The organism is Helicobacter sp. WB40, assembly GCF_027859275.1.
Classification (GTDB): Bacteria; Campylobacterota; Campylobacteria; order Campylobacterales; family Helicobacteraceae; genus Helicobacter_D; species Helicobacter_D ibis.
In genome coordinates this window covers 50,173-64,685 of record NZ_JAQHXS010000004.1, presented here as the reverse complement: position 1 = coordinate 64,685, position 14,513 = coordinate 50,173, and the positions used below count along the sequence as shown (strand labels likewise).

The following is a 14,513-nucleotide window of genomic DNA, read 5'->3' as shown; positions in this document are numbered from 1 at the left end:
ATAAAATCTCTATATAGGCATATACCACAATACAAACCCTACAAAAATAACAAGAGATAGTAAAAATGCACTAAGTAGCCTGTTTGTCACCATTGTTGCAATAAATACAAATATCAAAAGTGCAAGTTTTACTACATCGACCAATGCAAAATCGCTTACAAAACTTACTATATCTTTACTAAAAAATGCAGTAGCATACACGATTGCCCCAAGCATTGCTTGTGTGCTATATGTTAAAAACCTATAAAATACTCCATCTTGATTGCTTAAATAGGCACTTTTGGCAAAGAAAAATGGCAAAATGCGAAAAGCAAATATACTTAAAGCAGAAAAGATTAATAAAGCCCAAAAACTCATGCTACATCTCCTCTTTTTCTCTGAATCTCATCAAAAACAACCATAAAAAATCCTATAACAAATGGCAAAATAAGCAAATAATAACTAGGTGCAAGTGCCAACCCAAAAGGAGCAAACAAAAAACCTAAAAAGTAGGAATTAACTTCTTTTAAGTTTGGATAATGCTTAGCAGCTAAACCTGTAAATTGTAAAGGAAGCACTAAAGATATGATTTCTTTAAGTTGAGGAGAATTAAGCGATGAGCCTGTCTCATATCCTATGGCAGTGGAGAGAATAGATACTAGCCAAATAGGTATCCCAAGCCCCAAAAAGTAAGCAAATGGGTGAATACTTGCCTTTTTAAAATAAGAAATGCAACCACTAAAAACTGAAGGACAAATTACTATACTGCTTAAAGAAAGTTTTATAATGCTTTGATTTTTAAAATAAGGGGCTAAAGTTGCACTCATTAGCAAGAATCTAGCATTCATAGCTAAAATTAGCGGAATTAAAATATAGCCCTCTTTATAGCTTTGCACAAGCAAAAATTGTAAAGGAGTGGAAAATACAAAAAGCGTAGTTGATAAAGTCTCAAAAAAACCTAAAGCATTTGCATAGCCATTTGCCCCGATGGAGAGATACAAAAATATAAAAGACACACCAAAAATAGCTGAATCTTTTAGCCCATCTAAAAGATAATTTTTCATGCAAAATCCTTATAGTTAAACTTTAAACCCTTGCTTCTTATTAGAATTCTTGGTTTTTCTGCATCTTTTTTTATGTTATTTAATTTATCTCTTCCATGTAACACTTGCTTGTTTTTTATAATAAGAAACGAACCAATCCCATTAAACTTATTTGTATTAATTTTATTTTCTACAATATTTCTTAGTATTTCTATAATATGATGTGAATCCTTATCTATACCCACCATTCTAAAGCCAACATTAGTATCGTTTCTGAAATCTAAGTTAACGCTTAGTGTATCGTTATATGTTATTAAATTTTTTATCGTTTTCTTTATACAAGATACATTTTTACCTGATATAAATTTTGCTTTTGCTCTTAGGAGTGCTTCTAATTGCTTATCACCTAGTAAATTTATTATTTCTCTTATTGGTAAATAATTTGTAGGGGTATTACTTATATCTTTACAAATACTTAAAGAAAGCAAGTCTATATCTCTAGTTTCATAAATATCATCGCTGTGCAAGGATATCATTCCAACTCCACCACCCCATTCCTTGTAATCAAAAGCTTTTTCTTTTAAACATAGCCATTTGTGATCTTCATATTCATAATGTATATCTATAAGCCCAAAAATATCAGATAAACTTTCATGGGCTATATAGTGTAGCTCTAAATCACTTTCTTTTAATATATTATTTATAATTACAGCAGAGGTAAATTTATCATCAAACCTTCTTATTTTCTCTAAATCTTCTTTACAAATATTATCTAATACAAGACTCATAAAGCTAGCTTTTTAAAAGATAATGGCTCTTGTATATTTTTTGACTCCAACCACCAAGATTCTATTTTTTTTGCAAATAGGACAAGTCTATGGTAATTTCATATTGTTTAGTGCAATATTCTCTTATAAGCTCTATCATTATTATTATCTCCTTTGTCTTAAAAATTAAAATAAATATAACATTTATGAATATATTTTGGTTAAATATTTCTTTAATTTTTTAATTTTCTTGTGTGTTTGTTTCTAAATTACAAATTTATTAATACTTTAAGCAGGGATTTAATTTTACAATAGTAAAAGGAGGAGTTTAAAAGAGCTTATGAAAAGCTAAAGTTGCATCTATCTTAAAACTCTAGTAAATGGATTTGTGCTGTGCTTGTTCCAAAGAATAGGTTGCTTTAGCAACCAATGGATAACTTTGCTTGTATGCTTGATTGACAAAACCTCCTTGCAATGACAAGATAAAAAGATGGTTAATTCTATAATGACAGAAGTGGGAGTGTAAATCTCACAATAACAAAAGATAAAGCCTTGTAATAAACGCAAAACACTCCAGTGTGATACTACAAAGGCTATATCTTGTTAGTCTAAATATTGCAACTACTAAATTACCTTATAGCTCTAATTGCATTTAATAGTGCAAGGAGTGCTACACCCACATCACCAAAAAGTGCTACCCATAAATTTGCCACACCAAATGCACCTAAAATCATGATTCCTGCTTTAACCCCTAATGCAAAGATTATATTTTGCCAAAGGATTGTGCGTGTTTTTTTAGCTATTTTTAAAAGCTTTGGAATCTTTTTTAAATCATCGTTTAAAATAACTACATCAGCTCCCTCTAGTGCTACATCGCTGCCTTTACCCATTGCAATTCCAACATCACTTAAGGCTAAAGATGGTGCATCATTTATCCCATCTCCTACAAATATGGTTCTTTTATGATTCTTGCTTTGCTCTTTTATTATGCTTTTTAAATGTGTAACTTTATCACTTGGCAATAATTCTGCATAATAATTTTTAATCCCAACAATATTAGAAATTTCCTTTGCTATATTCTCTCTATCTCCACTTAGCATATAGAGTTCATAGCTTTGAAGCTCTTTTATAGATTCTACTGCTTCATTTTTTAATTCATCTTCTAGCTCTATGCTACATATTAGTTCTAAATCATACGCTACAAATACTTGGCATTTTGAATCTGTATTAACTTCTATGTTTTTTTGTATTATGGACTCTATATATCTTGCATTTCCTACTGCTACATTTACACCATTATAAGTCCCACTTATACCGCCCCCTGCACTCTCTTTTATATTATCAATATTTAATATCTCATCTATTTGCGATAGTTGTATTGCTTTTGCTATTGGGTGATTTGAATTATTCTCTAATGATTTTGCTATTTTTAATACAAATTCTTTATCATATTTAGAATATAGATATATTTCTTTTATTCTTAACTCACCTTTTGTTAGCGTCCCAGTCTTATCAAATACTATCGCATTTACACTATTTAGAGTTTCTAAATAGCTAGAACCTTTGATTAAAATACCTTCTTTGCTCGCCCTTCCAAGTGAGGCAAAAAATGTAAGTGGTATAGATATAACAAGTGCACAAGGACAAGATACGACAAGAAAGATTATCCCTCTATAAAGCCATGTTTTAAAACTCTCTAAAAACACAGAATCTAAAAATAAAACTTCATACAAAGTAGGGAAAATGACGATACCCAATGCTAAGAGCGTAACTATAGGGGTATAAAGTCTAGCAAATTTTCTTATAAATTCTTCACTTTTGCTTTTTTGTGCTTGACCTTCTTCAATTAGCTTTATAATTTTAGAAAACGCAGAATCTTCATAACTTTTTGTAGCCTTTATATGTAATGTGCCCTCCAAGTTTATCCCACCTGATAGCAAAGAATCACCACTTTTTACACTTTGTGGTAGAGATTCACCATTTAATGCAGAGTTATCAATACTACTCTCACCCTTTATAATCACACCATCAGCAGGGATTCTATCTCCTGCTAATACAACTAAAATATCATCTATTTTAATATCTTTTGGATCTTTTTCTTGTATTTCATTGTTTTGTAGAATCTTTACTGATTCTATTTTTAGAGAACTTAGGTTTCTTATTGATTGTTTGGACTTTTCTACTATTAGAGATTCTAAACTCTCTCCAACGCGATAAAAAAGCAAAATAGCAACAGCCTCTGCACCATCGCCTATAATCCATGCACCAATAGAAGCAATAGCCATAAGACTATTTTCGTTAAAAAATTCTTTCCTAACAAGCCCTAAGAATGCCTCTTTTAAAATCTCATAACCCAAAGCAAAATAACAAAATAAATATATAGCACTCAAAATTAACTCTTGCACATCTAGCTTCATAAAATCTATGCCTAAAGTGCATACATATATAGTCGAACTTGCTATAAATAATATCTGCCTATAACTAGCTCTTTCTTTCTTGCCACCACAGCAACCACTATTACAACAGCCTTCCATTACTATTCCTTACACCTCTTGAATATGCTCTAATCCCTGCTCAAATATCTTTTCTATATGATCATCGTCAAGTTCATAATAGACTTCTTTGCCATGTTTTTGGTATCTAACAAGCCTTGCTTGACGTAAGATTCTTAATTGATGAGATATTGCAGAATTAGACAAATTTAATATTTTTGAAATTTCACTTACGCATAACTTCTCTTTGCTTAATAACGATAGGATTCTTATCCTAGAAGAATCACCAAATATTTTAAAAAGCTCTGCTAACTCGTATAACAATTCTTCCTTTGGTAGATTATTTGCTACTTTTTCTAAAATTTCATCTCTTGTTTGCATTATATTTCTTTAAAATAAATTTATATATGAACAAATATTCATATGTTCAAATATTAATAATTATATTCTTAAATGCCAATGAATCTATATTTGTATCTGACTAGGTAACTCCCAAAGTGGCAAAAATACGCCAAGTGCCAACCACAAAACCAATAATCCTAAGACAAAAATCATAAATGGCTCTATTATGCTAAGTAAAGATTCTGCCTTGCTTTCTAACTCATCTTTGTGCAATTCCAAAATAAGCTCTATACTCTCTATAAACCCATCTTCATCTTTACTGCTTTTTAGAAGTTGCTTTGTTAGGCTATCCCATATATTTAATTTAAGCAAAGATTCTTGGAGACTAAACCCCTTATTTACACTTATATACACACTATTTAACTTTGATTTTAAATATTCATTATTTAGAGATTGTATAGATATGCTTAATGCAGCCTCTAGTTTCACTTTACTCTTATAAGTCCAATAAAAGCTAAGGAAAAATTTCACACTTTCATAATAATAAAATACCGCTCCAAAATATGGTAGTTTTAAAGACAAATAAGACAATCTTTCTCTTACAAAACATGACTTTTGATAAAATATTTTTATTATTATATAAATAATAATAAAAATTACTGCAATAAGGATTCCATATTCTAAAACCAAGAATCTCATAAATAATAAGCTGACACTAGCAAAAGGCAAATCTCCTTTAATACTCAAAAACAAGGATTCAAATTGTGGCAAAACAAAAATAGTAATAGCCAAAAACACACATGCCATAACAACACAAACAAATGCAGGATAGGAAATAGCCTTTTTTAAAAGCTTTGTATTTTTTGCTTTGTTTTTGAAATCCAAAATTATAAATTCCAAAGAAGATAGTAAATTCCCAGATTTCTCACCTATATCTATCATAGAACATATAAAATCACTAAATTTTGCCTCAACAAAACACATATGCAACGATTTTCCAGCATTTAGTCCAAGCAAGATTCTTTGTATTTGTAATTGTAATTTTTTATTTTTTGTCCCATCTAGCGTATCGCTTAGTATTTTATTGAATGGTAATTTTGCCTTTAATCCAAGCTTTATATGATAGAACATATTTATCATTTCTTTTGTGCTTGGTTTTAGTTTTATAAATCTATTAAATATACTCTCTTTTGTTTCTATTTTTATTGGCTTTATTTGCTCTTTACTTAATGTTATATCTAATGCTTCAAAACTATCACATTTTATTTTTTTGGATTTTAACTTACCATCTTTTTTATAGGTGATATAAAAAATCATTTAACAACCCTATAAACCTCATCAATATCAGTTATACCACTCTTTACTTTCAGCATTGCTTGGCTTGTTAGAGAGAAGTTCTCATGTTTTGCCTCTATTATTTCTAATAGCTCACTTTTTGTTATTTTCCCATTTATAAAATCACTCAAAGATTCATCGTTTAATAATATTTCAGCGATTACTTCTCTATCTTTATACCCGGTAAAACTACACTTTTGACATGCTTTTTTTATAAATCCTATATCTGTCTTTTCTTTGCAAGTACATAGTTTTCTAATTAGCCTTTGAGAGATTATCCCACTTAATGCCTGTGATATAAAATAAGGCTCTAAACCAAGCTCTAATATCCTAGAAATAGCATCTAAAGAATCATTTGTATGAAGAGTAGCAAATACTAAATGCCCTGTAAATGCTGCTTGTATAGCTATTTTTAGCGTTTCTTTATCTCTTACTTCACCTATCATTATCACATCTGGATCTTGTCTTAATACATTCCTTAACACATTGCTAAAGCTTACTTTATGATTTATGGCAACTTGAGATATTTCTTGCAGTCTATATTCTACTGGATCTTCTATTGTGATTATTTTTAGATTCTTATTTTTTATTATATTTAGCATTCCATATAAAGTCGTGCTTTTCCCACTTCCTGTAGGACCTGTAACTAAAACTAGCCCATATGGCAAGTTATATAGATACTCCAATTTTTGCAGTTGAGATTCACAAAACCCAAGATTATCTAGCGTTAATATTGTCTTATTTTTGTCCAAGATTCTAAGAACTATTGATTCGCCATCTATTAGAGGTAAAGTTGAGACTCTAAAGTCAAACTCATTATTTTCTCCATTTTTTCTTTTAAGATTAAAGGAGAATCTCCCATCTTGTGCTACGCTATTTTCAGTTATTTCAAGGTTTGCAATTAGCTTCAAACATAAAGAAAGTGGTGCAAAACAAACTTCTTCAAACAAAAATCTATCAATTAAGATTCCATCTACTCTAAGCCTTATACGCATGTTATTCATATCTTTTTCAAAGTGTATATCACTTGCATTTTTATAGATAGATTCTTGCAAGATAAGTGTTAAGAGATTCATAGCACTAGAAGTGCCATCTTGTGTGATTTCATCATTTATTTCTTGTAGCATGGAAGATTTATATTTGTTTATTTGCTCTTCTACCTGTAGATATTCTATTAAGCTATTAAAACTATCTTCATTTATTGTATTTATCTCTAAAGTTTTATCTTTGTGTAATGCTTTAAAAGAATCTAGATTCTCGCTTTTTTCTGTGGTTACTATGCTTAGTTTGGAGTCTTCTATTTTTACAATCACAACACCAAAATACTGCATTTGCAACACGCTTAAACTAAGTGCAGAATCTACATTTAGACCTTGTATCAATCTTATCCTTTAGAGTTTAGGTAGATTGTAACATGTCAAATCAAATCAAGTAAATAATTAAAAAGCTTTTTGTAGTTTATAAAAGATATTTGTAACTATTTGCAATAAATATAAACTAGAATAGCTCATTACTGCATTATCTTTTAACCTCTTTTCTATTCACTTTCTTTTCTCTATTTTGTGCGTTTTGTTGCAATGTTGCGTGTTCATTTTTGATTTCTAGTGGCCAATCCATTCCTTGCTCTTGCACATTCCATTCTGGGTATTTTCCATTTTCTTCTTTCAAATAATCATCAATGCAACATTGTTCTATAAGTTTATATGAAATATACGCATTTTGCACTAATTTAGTTCCAAATAAACCTTTAATTTCTTTTTCAAAATTTTCTTGGTAAATCATATAAAATTCTATTTTTGCACCCTCTAAAATCGTATAATACAAAAAATACCACACACCAAAACTGCGTATGCTAGGACGCCCTTTTACTCCACCATCTCTATAAATCTCTAAAGTGCTTTTAATTCCTCCATTTGCTTGACTTCCACCAATTTTCTTAATCTCTCCATTAACAACAATTAAATATACCCTAGCTACATTATCAGTTAGAATCTTTTGTGGTAGTGGCTCACCATTTTCATTTTTTAGCTCTTTTAAATAATTAAAATTAAGTTTTGTGCTACCCTCTACAAACTCAACATCAGCGATTTTAAAGCAGTTTTTACCTCACTTATTTTCATTACTTACTCCTTTATAATTAAAAGCTCGTGGCTTTGCTTTATATTATTATCATCACCTCGTTCTATGCGATTTTTACCGATTCTAATCTCACCTTGTCCCATTGTGTATTGCCATTTTGGCTCTAGAATCTTAAAGTCTTTATAGGCTTTTCGCACAAATTCACAATCATTGTAGCTTAAAATAAATTTTCCTTTGTGATTCTTTAAACACTCTGCCAAAAGTTCGTGATTAAAGTCATTATGATGAATAGGAAAATTTCTCATAGGATAGTTTCCTTTAAACATCTTAGAATCTCCTTCTAAGAAATAAGGCGGATCACAATAGAAAAAGTCGTTTGGATATTCTCTAAAAACTTTTTCAAAACTTTTACATTCTACTTTTAGATTTTGTGTTTTGAAGTTTTTAATTTTTTCCAAGGTGTTTAAATAGCGATTTTTATCTTCATAAATCTTGCTCATCCATCCTAGAAATCCAGGACCATAACTAAGATTAAAATTAAAATAATAATCTCTTGCAAAAGTGATAGAATCTAGATTAATTTGAGGCTTATTTTGTGGATTTTTATGCCTTTCATTCCAATAAAGTTTTAGTTCATCTTTAATTTTTTCATAGGTTTCTTTTGTCGGTTCTAACTTCTCCAAGGATTCATAAAGTGCTTTAGAATCTTTATTTAACACCTGCCAAAATTAACCAAAATATCAAAAATATCAAAGGCTAAAACCTCTAAATTTAATTCCAAAGCACACGCTACTTCTAAACTACCCCCACCAATAAATGGGCTAACTACACGCTTTACATTATTTGGAAAATTCTCTATTATCATCCCAACGGCTAAAGATTTACCCCCACCATAACGCAGTGGGCTTTTTGTGTAGCGTTTATAAGTTAAACTTTTACCTTTTAAATTTTTTAAAAAAATTTCTTTAGTAAATAAAAAATCATTAAATAGACAATCTGCATAATTTTTTAATAAAGTCAATTTACTTCCTTAACTTTTCTATCTTGCTTTCCCCGCAATTATAAACCTCAACGCATTTAACTTTATAAATCCTGCAGCATCTTTTTGGTTATAGACAGAATCTTCTTCAAAGGTGCTATATGCAGCATTAAAGAGGGATTTTTTAGATTCACGCCCTAGAATTGTTACATTACCTTTATATAACTCTAGTCTTACTATACCCTCAACTTTTTCTTGCGTTTTATCAATGAGTGCTTGTAGTGCCTCTCGCTCTGGGCTAAACCAATATCCATTATAAATAAGCTCGGCATATTTTGGCATTAGAGAATCTTTTAAATGTGCTTCCTCTCTATCAAGACATAGAGATTCTATTGCACGATGTGCTTTTAGATAGATTGTGCCACCCGGAGTTTCATAGCAGCCACGAGATTTCATTCCCACATAGCGATTTTCTACTAAGTCAAGGCGTCCGATTCCATTCTCACCACCAAGCTTATTTAGTCTTGCCCAAAACTCTGCTGGACTTAGCTTCTCTCCATTGATTGCCACACCATCGCCATTTTTAAACTCTATTGTGATAATTGTAGGCTTATCGGGTGCATTTTTAGGGCTTACAGACCATCTCCACATATCCTCTTCAGGAGCGACATTTGGATCTTCTAATATCTGCCCTTCATAGCTGATGTGAAGCAAATTTGCGTCCATTGAATAAGGAGATTTATTCTTTTTCTTTTCTATCTCTATTCCTGCTTTTTCTGCATAGTCTAGGAGCTTTTCACGGCTGTTTAAATCCCATTCTCTCCAAGGAGCGATGACTTTAATATCTGGGTTTAGTGCATATGCACCTATTTCAAATCGCACTTGATCATTTCCCTTGCCTGTGGCACCATGAGAGATTGCATCAGCACCTACTTTTTTGGCAATTTCAACTAGTCTTTTTGCTATAAGTGGTCGTGCGATGCTCGTGCCAAGTAAATATTCTCCTTCATAAATGGTGTTTCCCCTAAACATAGGAAACACAAAATCTCTAATAAATTCTTCCCTCAAATCTTCAATAAAGATATTTTCATTCTTTATGCCGAGCTTCTGTGCCTTTGCTCTTGCAGGCTCTACCTCTTCTCCTTGTCCGATGTCTGCTGTAAATGTTACTACCTCACAATTATAAGTATCACCAAGCCACTTTAAAATCACGCTTGTATCAAGCCCCCCGCTATATGCTAAAACTACTTTTTTAATCTCTTTCATAACTTCTCCTTAGCCTTAAGATTCGAACGATTATAAGAAAAAAGCTATTACAAGATTATTAAGCCTCTTAATTCCATATTTAAGCCAAAACTATGTAGAATAAATCAAAAAATAAGGTTATTTGTGAGAGTTGATAAGTTTTTAAATGCTGTAAATATAACTAAAAGAAGAACAATAGCACAAGATATGATAGAAAATAGCGTAGTAAAGATAGATGGTATAGCTATAAAAGCTAGTAGAAATGTGAAAGTTGGAGATATAATTGAAATTGCATTTTTAGAGAAATCTAGATTCTATGAAGTGCTAAAAATCCCAGAAACAAAAACAATAAAGAAAAATGAATCTCATCTATATTATAGAGAGAAGCTATGATTTATTGTGCTGGTAATATCGAAAGTTTTGCATTTGCAAAGCCCATTGGAGTAGGATTAGTAAATAGTACTATAAATCTTGTCCGATCTATAATGCATGATAAGCCAGAAGAAATAGTATTTATAGGAAGCTGTGGGGCTTATGATAATAGTGCTAAGTTATTAGATATATTTGAATCCCAAAGTGCTAGTAATATAGAGTTATCATTTTTAACTTCAGATTCATACACACCAACTGATAACTATATCACATTAGAAAATGTTTCACATGAAACAAAAGAACTCCTAAACATAGTAAATTGCAGTAATTACATAAGCACCAATCAAAACCTAGCACAAAAATTATTTAAAATGGGTATCAGATACGAAAATATGGAGTTTTTTAGCATTCTATCTGTGGCTAAGGAATTTAGCATTCCAGCATTAGGGATATTTTGTATAACAAATCATATACATAAAGATTCGCACAAAGAATTCCTAAACAATCACAAACAAGCAATGAAAAATTTAGAAGAATACATAAGGTCAAAAAATGCCAAATGAAAAGAAAAATATATTTTCTCTCACATTACAAGAGCTAGAAGAATCTCTATCAAAATTCCATAAATTTCGTGCGAAGCAAATTTATAATTGGCTATATACAAAATATGAAGACAACTTTGATAATATGCTAAACCTCCCAAAAGAACTAAGAGAGTATTTAAAAGAAAATTTCACTACTAAATTAGTAGATATGGTGAAGTTTGAAGAAAGTAAAGATGGTAGCGTTAAATATCTCTTTAGAACTAAAGATAATTATACATATGAATCTGTATTTCTAAAAATGAAAGAAGATAAATACACCCTATGTCTATCATCGCAAATAGGCTGTAAAGTTGGTTGTAGCTTTTGTCTAACTGCTAAAGGTGGGTTTATTAGGAATCTAGATTCTGGAGAAATGGTATATCAAGTATTCTTTATAAAAAAGATTCAAAATATTCCTAGCAACAAAGCAGTAAATATAGTCTATATGGGTATGGGCGAACCACTAGATAATTTAGAAAATACAAAAAAATGTATAGAGATTCTAAAGGATAATAATGGGCTTGATATTTCTGTAAGAAGACAAACAATCTCTACAAGCGGACTAGCTCCAAAAATTAAAAAACTTGGTGAGTTAAATTTAGGTGTGCAACTAGCAATATCACTACATGCCGTAGATGATGAACTAAGAACAGAACTAATGCCAATAAACAAAGCATATAATATAGAATCTATAATAAATGAAATAGCAAACTTTCCAATAGATAATAGAAAAAGGGTTATGTTTGAATATCTAATGATTGATGGTTTAAATGATGGATTAGATAGTGCTAAAAAATTAGTAGCATTACTAAATAAGATAAAAGCTAAAGTTAATCTAATATATTTCAATCCTCATGAAGGTAGCAAATACAAACGCCCAAGTAAAGAAAAGGTTGAATCTTTTAGAGAATATTTACTAAAAAAAGGACTTCTATGCACTATTAGAGAAAGCAAGGGACTAGATATATCAGCTGCATGCGGACAACTAAGAGAAAGAGAAAAAACACTATAAAGGAAAATAATGCAAGTCTTAGATATAATAATGCTCGTATTTTTAACTTTCGTATTTATAGTTGGTATGGGATATTTTCTATATCAAGCATACAAAAAATAATTGTTTCACATGAAACATAAAAAGAGGTAATATGGCTTTATTAGGATTCGTTATCGATTTTTTTACTAGCATTAATGGAATCTTCTATCTAATAGCATATCTTTTTGGTGGGATTCCATTTGGTTTGATATATGGCAAAATATTTGGAAAAATAAATATAACAGAACATGGCAGTGGTAGTATAGGAGCTACAAATGTTTTAAGAGTATTAAAAGAAACAAAACCAGAAATCGCAAAAAAAATAGCAATACTCACTATAATAAGTGATGCACTAAAGGGAATAATAATAATTGCAATAGCACGATATTTGGGACTTACTTACGAAGCTCAATGGTTTATAGCACTATTAGCTGTTCTTGGACATTGTTATTCACCATTTTTGAGATTCGAAGGTGGTAAGGGTGTGGCTACTGGAGTTGGTGTTATTGCTATGTTTTTACCGCTAGAAGCATTAATTGGACTTGTAACTTGGTTTATAGTTGGTAAAATACTAAAAATATCCTCTATAGCTTCATTATTTGGTGTATTAATTGGTGTTAGCTCTAGTTTTATAATCCACCCTGAAGTGCCATATATAGAAACTCACACTCCTTTAGTAATAATAGCTTTTATAATATTTTATAAACATATACCAAATATAGTAAGATTAATACAAAAAAAAGAAAGTAAAATAATATAACTTAACTATCCTCCTTAAACTATAACATTTGTGATAAAATAAAATATTCCATAAAGATTAAGGAGGGGTTATGGATTTATTAGTAAATTTAAGTGAAGGGACGCAATTTACAATACAAATTGTAGTCGTGCTTATTTGTTTATTTTATGGAGCAAAGAAGGGTGGTATTGCACTTGGATTGCTTGGTGGTATAGGTTTATTAGTTCTTGCATTTGGTTTTGCGGTTAAACCGGGAAAACCTGCAATTGATGTTATGCTTACAATTTTAGCAGTTGTTGTTGCTAGTGCTACTTTACAAGCTAGTGGTGGATTAGATGTAATGCTACAAATAGCAGAAAAGATTCTAAGAAGAAATCCAAAATTTCTTACAATCCTAGCACCATTTGTTACTACATTTTTAACTATTCTTTGCGGAACTGGACATGTTGTTTATACAATGATGCCAATTATTTATGATATTGCTATTAAAAATGGTATAAGACCGGAAAGACCTATGGCAGCCTCATCAATATCATCTCAAATGGGCATTATTGCTTCACCTGTATCAGTAGCAGTTGTATCATTAACAGCATTATTATTAAATTCAAATCACCCATTAGCTGGATTTGATGGATATATTGATTTATTAAAAATTACAATTCCATCTACATTGTTTGGTGTATTATGTGTTGGAATCTATTCTTGGTTTAGAGGTAAAGACTTAGACAAAGATGAAGAATTCCAAGCAAAATTAAAAGATGAAGAATTTAAAAAATATGTGTATGGAGATTCTAAAACTCTTCTTGGAGAAAAATTACCTGCAAAACAATGGCTTGCTATGTGGATATTTTTAGCTGCTATTGTTATTGTTGCATTACTTGGTGCTTTCCCAAATTTAAGACCCGAGTTTGATGGTAAAGCTATGAGTATGGTTTCTGTAATACAGATATTCATGCTTTTAGCTGGATCTGCACTATTAATTTTTACAGATGTAGATGCTGGAAAAATAGGAAAAAATGAAATTTTTAGATCAGGTATGATAGCTCTTGTTGCAGTATTTGGAATCTCATGGATGGCTGATACAATGTTTGCAGTGCACACTCCAATGATGAAAGAAGCATTAGGAGGGATAGTGCAACATTATCCATGGACATATGCAATCATGCTTCTACTTATTTCAAAATTTGTTAATTCTCAAGCTGCTGCTATTGCTGCATTTGTGCCATTAGCACTTGGTATTGGGGTGCATCCTGCTGTGATTGTTGCTTTTGCACCTGCTTGTTATGGCTATTATATATTGCCAACTTATCCTAGTGACCTTGCTACGATTCAATTTGATAGATCTGGCACTACAAAAATAGGTAAATTTGTAATTAATCATAGTTTTATATTACCTGGACTTATAGGAGTATTTAGCTCTTGTGTATTTGGATATATTATAGCTGGCATTGCTGGATATCTATAATTTTAAACTAGAGGATTATCCCTCTAGCAATTCTTTTTTAAAATATTTTTATATTTTCT

Annotated in this window: 13 protein-coding genes and 2 pseudogenes; 5 read left to right on the top strand and 10 right to left on the bottom strand. The window is 30.7% G+C overall.

The window, feature by feature from the left end; all coding sequences use genetic code 11:
- Positions 1 to 9: 9 nt before the first annotated feature.
- The 10 genes and pseudogenes from PF022_RS03955 to PF022_RS03910 form a co-directional block, all read right to left on the bottom strand.
- Complete coding sequence (locus PF022_RS03955; RefSeq protein WP_271021576.1) at positions 10 to 357, bottom strand: hypothetical protein; 348 nt, start codon at positions 355 to 357, stop codon at positions 10 to 12.
- Positions 354 to 1,043, bottom strand: a complete 690-nt coding sequence (locus tag PF022_RS03950) for an AzlC family ABC transporter permease (protein ID WP_271021574.1) — start codon at positions 1,041 to 1,043, stop codon at positions 354 to 356. The genes PF022_RS03955 and PF022_RS03950 overlap by 4 nt, the downstream gene beginning before the upstream one ends.
- A complete protein-coding gene (locus PF022_RS03945; protein ID WP_271021573.1) occupies positions 1,040 to 1,810 on the bottom strand; it encodes a hypothetical protein in 771 nt (256 codons plus the stop codon). The genes PF022_RS03950 and PF022_RS03945 overlap by 4 nt, the downstream gene beginning before the upstream one ends.
- Positions 1,811 to 2,418: 608 nt before the next feature.
- On the bottom strand, positions 2,419 to 4,323 hold the full coding sequence (locus PF022_RS03940) for a heavy metal translocating P-type ATPase (RefSeq protein WP_271021572.1): 1,905 nt from the start codon (positions 4,321 to 4,323) through the stop codon (positions 2,419 to 2,421).
- Between the two features lie 9 nt (positions 4,324 to 4,332).
- Positions 4,333 to 4,662: an ArsR/SmtB family transcription factor gene (locus PF022_RS03935; RefSeq protein ID WP_271021571.1), complete on the bottom strand. Its 330-nt coding sequence runs from the start codon at positions 4,660 to 4,662 to the stop codon at positions 4,333 to 4,335.
- Between the two features lie 84 nt (positions 4,663 to 4,746).
- Positions 4,747 to 5,940 (bottom strand): type II secretion system F family protein, encoded by a 1,194-nt coding sequence (locus tag PF022_RS03930; protein WP_271022842.1) that lies wholly within the window; start codon positions 5,938 to 5,940, stop codon positions 4,747 to 4,749.
- Positions 5,937 to 7,340: a GspE/PulE family protein gene (locus PF022_RS03925; protein WP_271022841.1), complete on the bottom strand. Its 1,404-nt coding sequence runs from the start codon at positions 7,338 to 7,340 to the stop codon at positions 5,937 to 5,939. The genes PF022_RS03930 and PF022_RS03925 overlap by 4 nt, the downstream gene beginning before the upstream one ends.
- Positions 7,341 to 7,476: 136 nt before the next feature.
- Positions 7,477 to 8,078: pseudogene (locus PF022_RS03920) on the bottom strand (type II restriction endonuclease).
- 3 nt (positions 8,079 to 8,081) lie between these two features.
- Positions 8,082 to 8,902, bottom strand: a pseudogene (locus tag PF022_RS03915) (DNA adenine methylase).
- Between the two features lie 174 nt (positions 8,903 to 9,076).
- The gene (locus tag PF022_RS03910; RefSeq protein WP_271022840.1) at positions 9,077 to 10,282 is read right to left on the bottom strand and encodes an argininosuccinate synthase; all 1,206 of its coding nucleotides are present in this window, start codon (positions 10,280 to 10,282) and stop codon (positions 9,077 to 9,079) included.
- A 123-nt stretch (positions 10,283 to 10,405) separates the two neighbouring features.
- On the opposite strand from PF022_RS03910, the gene PF022_RS03905 reads away from it, so the two are divergent.
- The 5 genes from PF022_RS03905 to PF022_RS03885 all read left to right on the top strand — a co-directional run bounded on the left by PF022_RS03905 (position 10,406) and on the right by PF022_RS03885 (position 14,454).
- Positions 10,406 to 10,654, top strand: coding sequence for an RNA-binding S4 domain-containing protein (locus tag PF022_RS03905; RefSeq protein WP_271021564.1), 249 nt, complete (start codon positions 10,406 to 10,408; stop codon positions 10,652 to 10,654).
- Positions 10,651 to 11,196: a phosphorylase family protein gene (locus PF022_RS03900; RefSeq protein WP_271022839.1), complete on the top strand. Its 546-nt coding sequence runs from the start codon at positions 10,651 to 10,653 to the stop codon at positions 11,194 to 11,196. The genes PF022_RS03905 and PF022_RS03900 overlap by 4 nt, the downstream gene beginning before the upstream one ends.
- Entirely contained in the window at positions 11,186 to 12,229 is a 1,044-nt protein-coding gene (gene rlmN, locus PF022_RS03895) for a 23S rRNA (adenine(2503)-C(2))-methyltransferase RlmN (RefSeq protein WP_271021562.1), read from the top strand. The genes PF022_RS03900 and rlmN overlap by 11 nt, the downstream gene beginning before the upstream one ends.
- Positions 12,230 to 12,362: 133 nt before the next feature.
- Positions 12,363 to 13,010, top strand: coding sequence for a glycerol-3-phosphate 1-O-acyltransferase PlsY (gene plsY, locus PF022_RS03890; RefSeq protein ID WP_271021561.1), 648 nt, complete (start codon positions 12,363 to 12,365; stop codon positions 13,008 to 13,010).
- 70 nt (positions 13,011 to 13,080) lie between these two features.
- Positions 13,081 to 14,454 carry an anaerobic C4-dicarboxylate transporter gene (locus PF022_RS03885; protein WP_271021560.1) on the top strand — a complete coding sequence of 458 codons (1,374 nt, stop codon included), beginning with the start codon at positions 13,081 to 13,083 and terminating at the stop codon, positions 14,452 to 14,454.
- Positions 14,455 to 14,513: the final 59 nt, after the last annotated feature.

Excerpts from the sequence above, each read along its gene's own strand:
- PF022_RS03910 (WP_271022840.1), bottom strand. The coding sequence starts at position 10,282 with ATGAAAGAGATTAAAAAAGTAGTTTTAGCATATAGCGGGGGGCTTGAT.
- PF022_RS03945 (WP_271021573.1), bottom strand. The coding sequence starts at position 1,810 with ATGAGTCTTGTATTAGATAATATTTGTAAAGAAGATTTAGAGAAAATA.
- PF022_RS03950 (WP_271021574.1), bottom strand. The coding sequence starts at position 1,043 with ATGAAAAATTATCTTTTAGATGGGCTAAAAGATTCAGCTATTTTTGGT.
- plsY (WP_271021561.1), top strand. The coding sequence starts at position 12,363 with ATGGCTTTATTAGGATTCGTTATCGATTTTTTTACTAGCATTAATGGA.
- rlmN (WP_271021562.1), top strand. The coding sequence starts at position 11,186 with ATGCCAAATGAAAAGAAAAATATATTTTCTCTCACATTACAAGAGCTA.
- PF022_RS03885 (WP_271021560.1), top strand. The coding sequence starts at position 13,081 with ATGGATTTATTAGTAAATTTAAGTGAAGGGACGCAATTTACAATACAA.
- PF022_RS03935 (WP_271021571.1), bottom strand. The coding sequence starts at position 4,662 with ATGCAAACAAGAGATGAAATTTTAGAAAAAGTAGCAAATAATCTACCA.
- PF022_RS03900 (WP_271022839.1), top strand. The coding sequence starts at position 10,651 with ATGATTTATTGTGCTGGTAATATCGAAAGTTTTGCATTTGCAAAGCCC.
- PF022_RS03940 (WP_271021572.1), bottom strand. The coding sequence starts at position 4,323 with ATGGAAGGCTGTTGTAATAGTGGTTGCTGTGGTGGCAAGAAAGAAAGA.
- PF022_RS03955 (WP_271021576.1), bottom strand. The coding sequence starts at position 357 with ATGAGTTTTTGGGCTTTATTAATCTTTTCTGCTTTAAGTATATTTGCT.
- PF022_RS03930 (WP_271022842.1), bottom strand. The coding sequence starts at position 5,940 with ATGATTTTTTATATCACCTATAAAAAAGATGGTAAGTTAAAATCCAAA.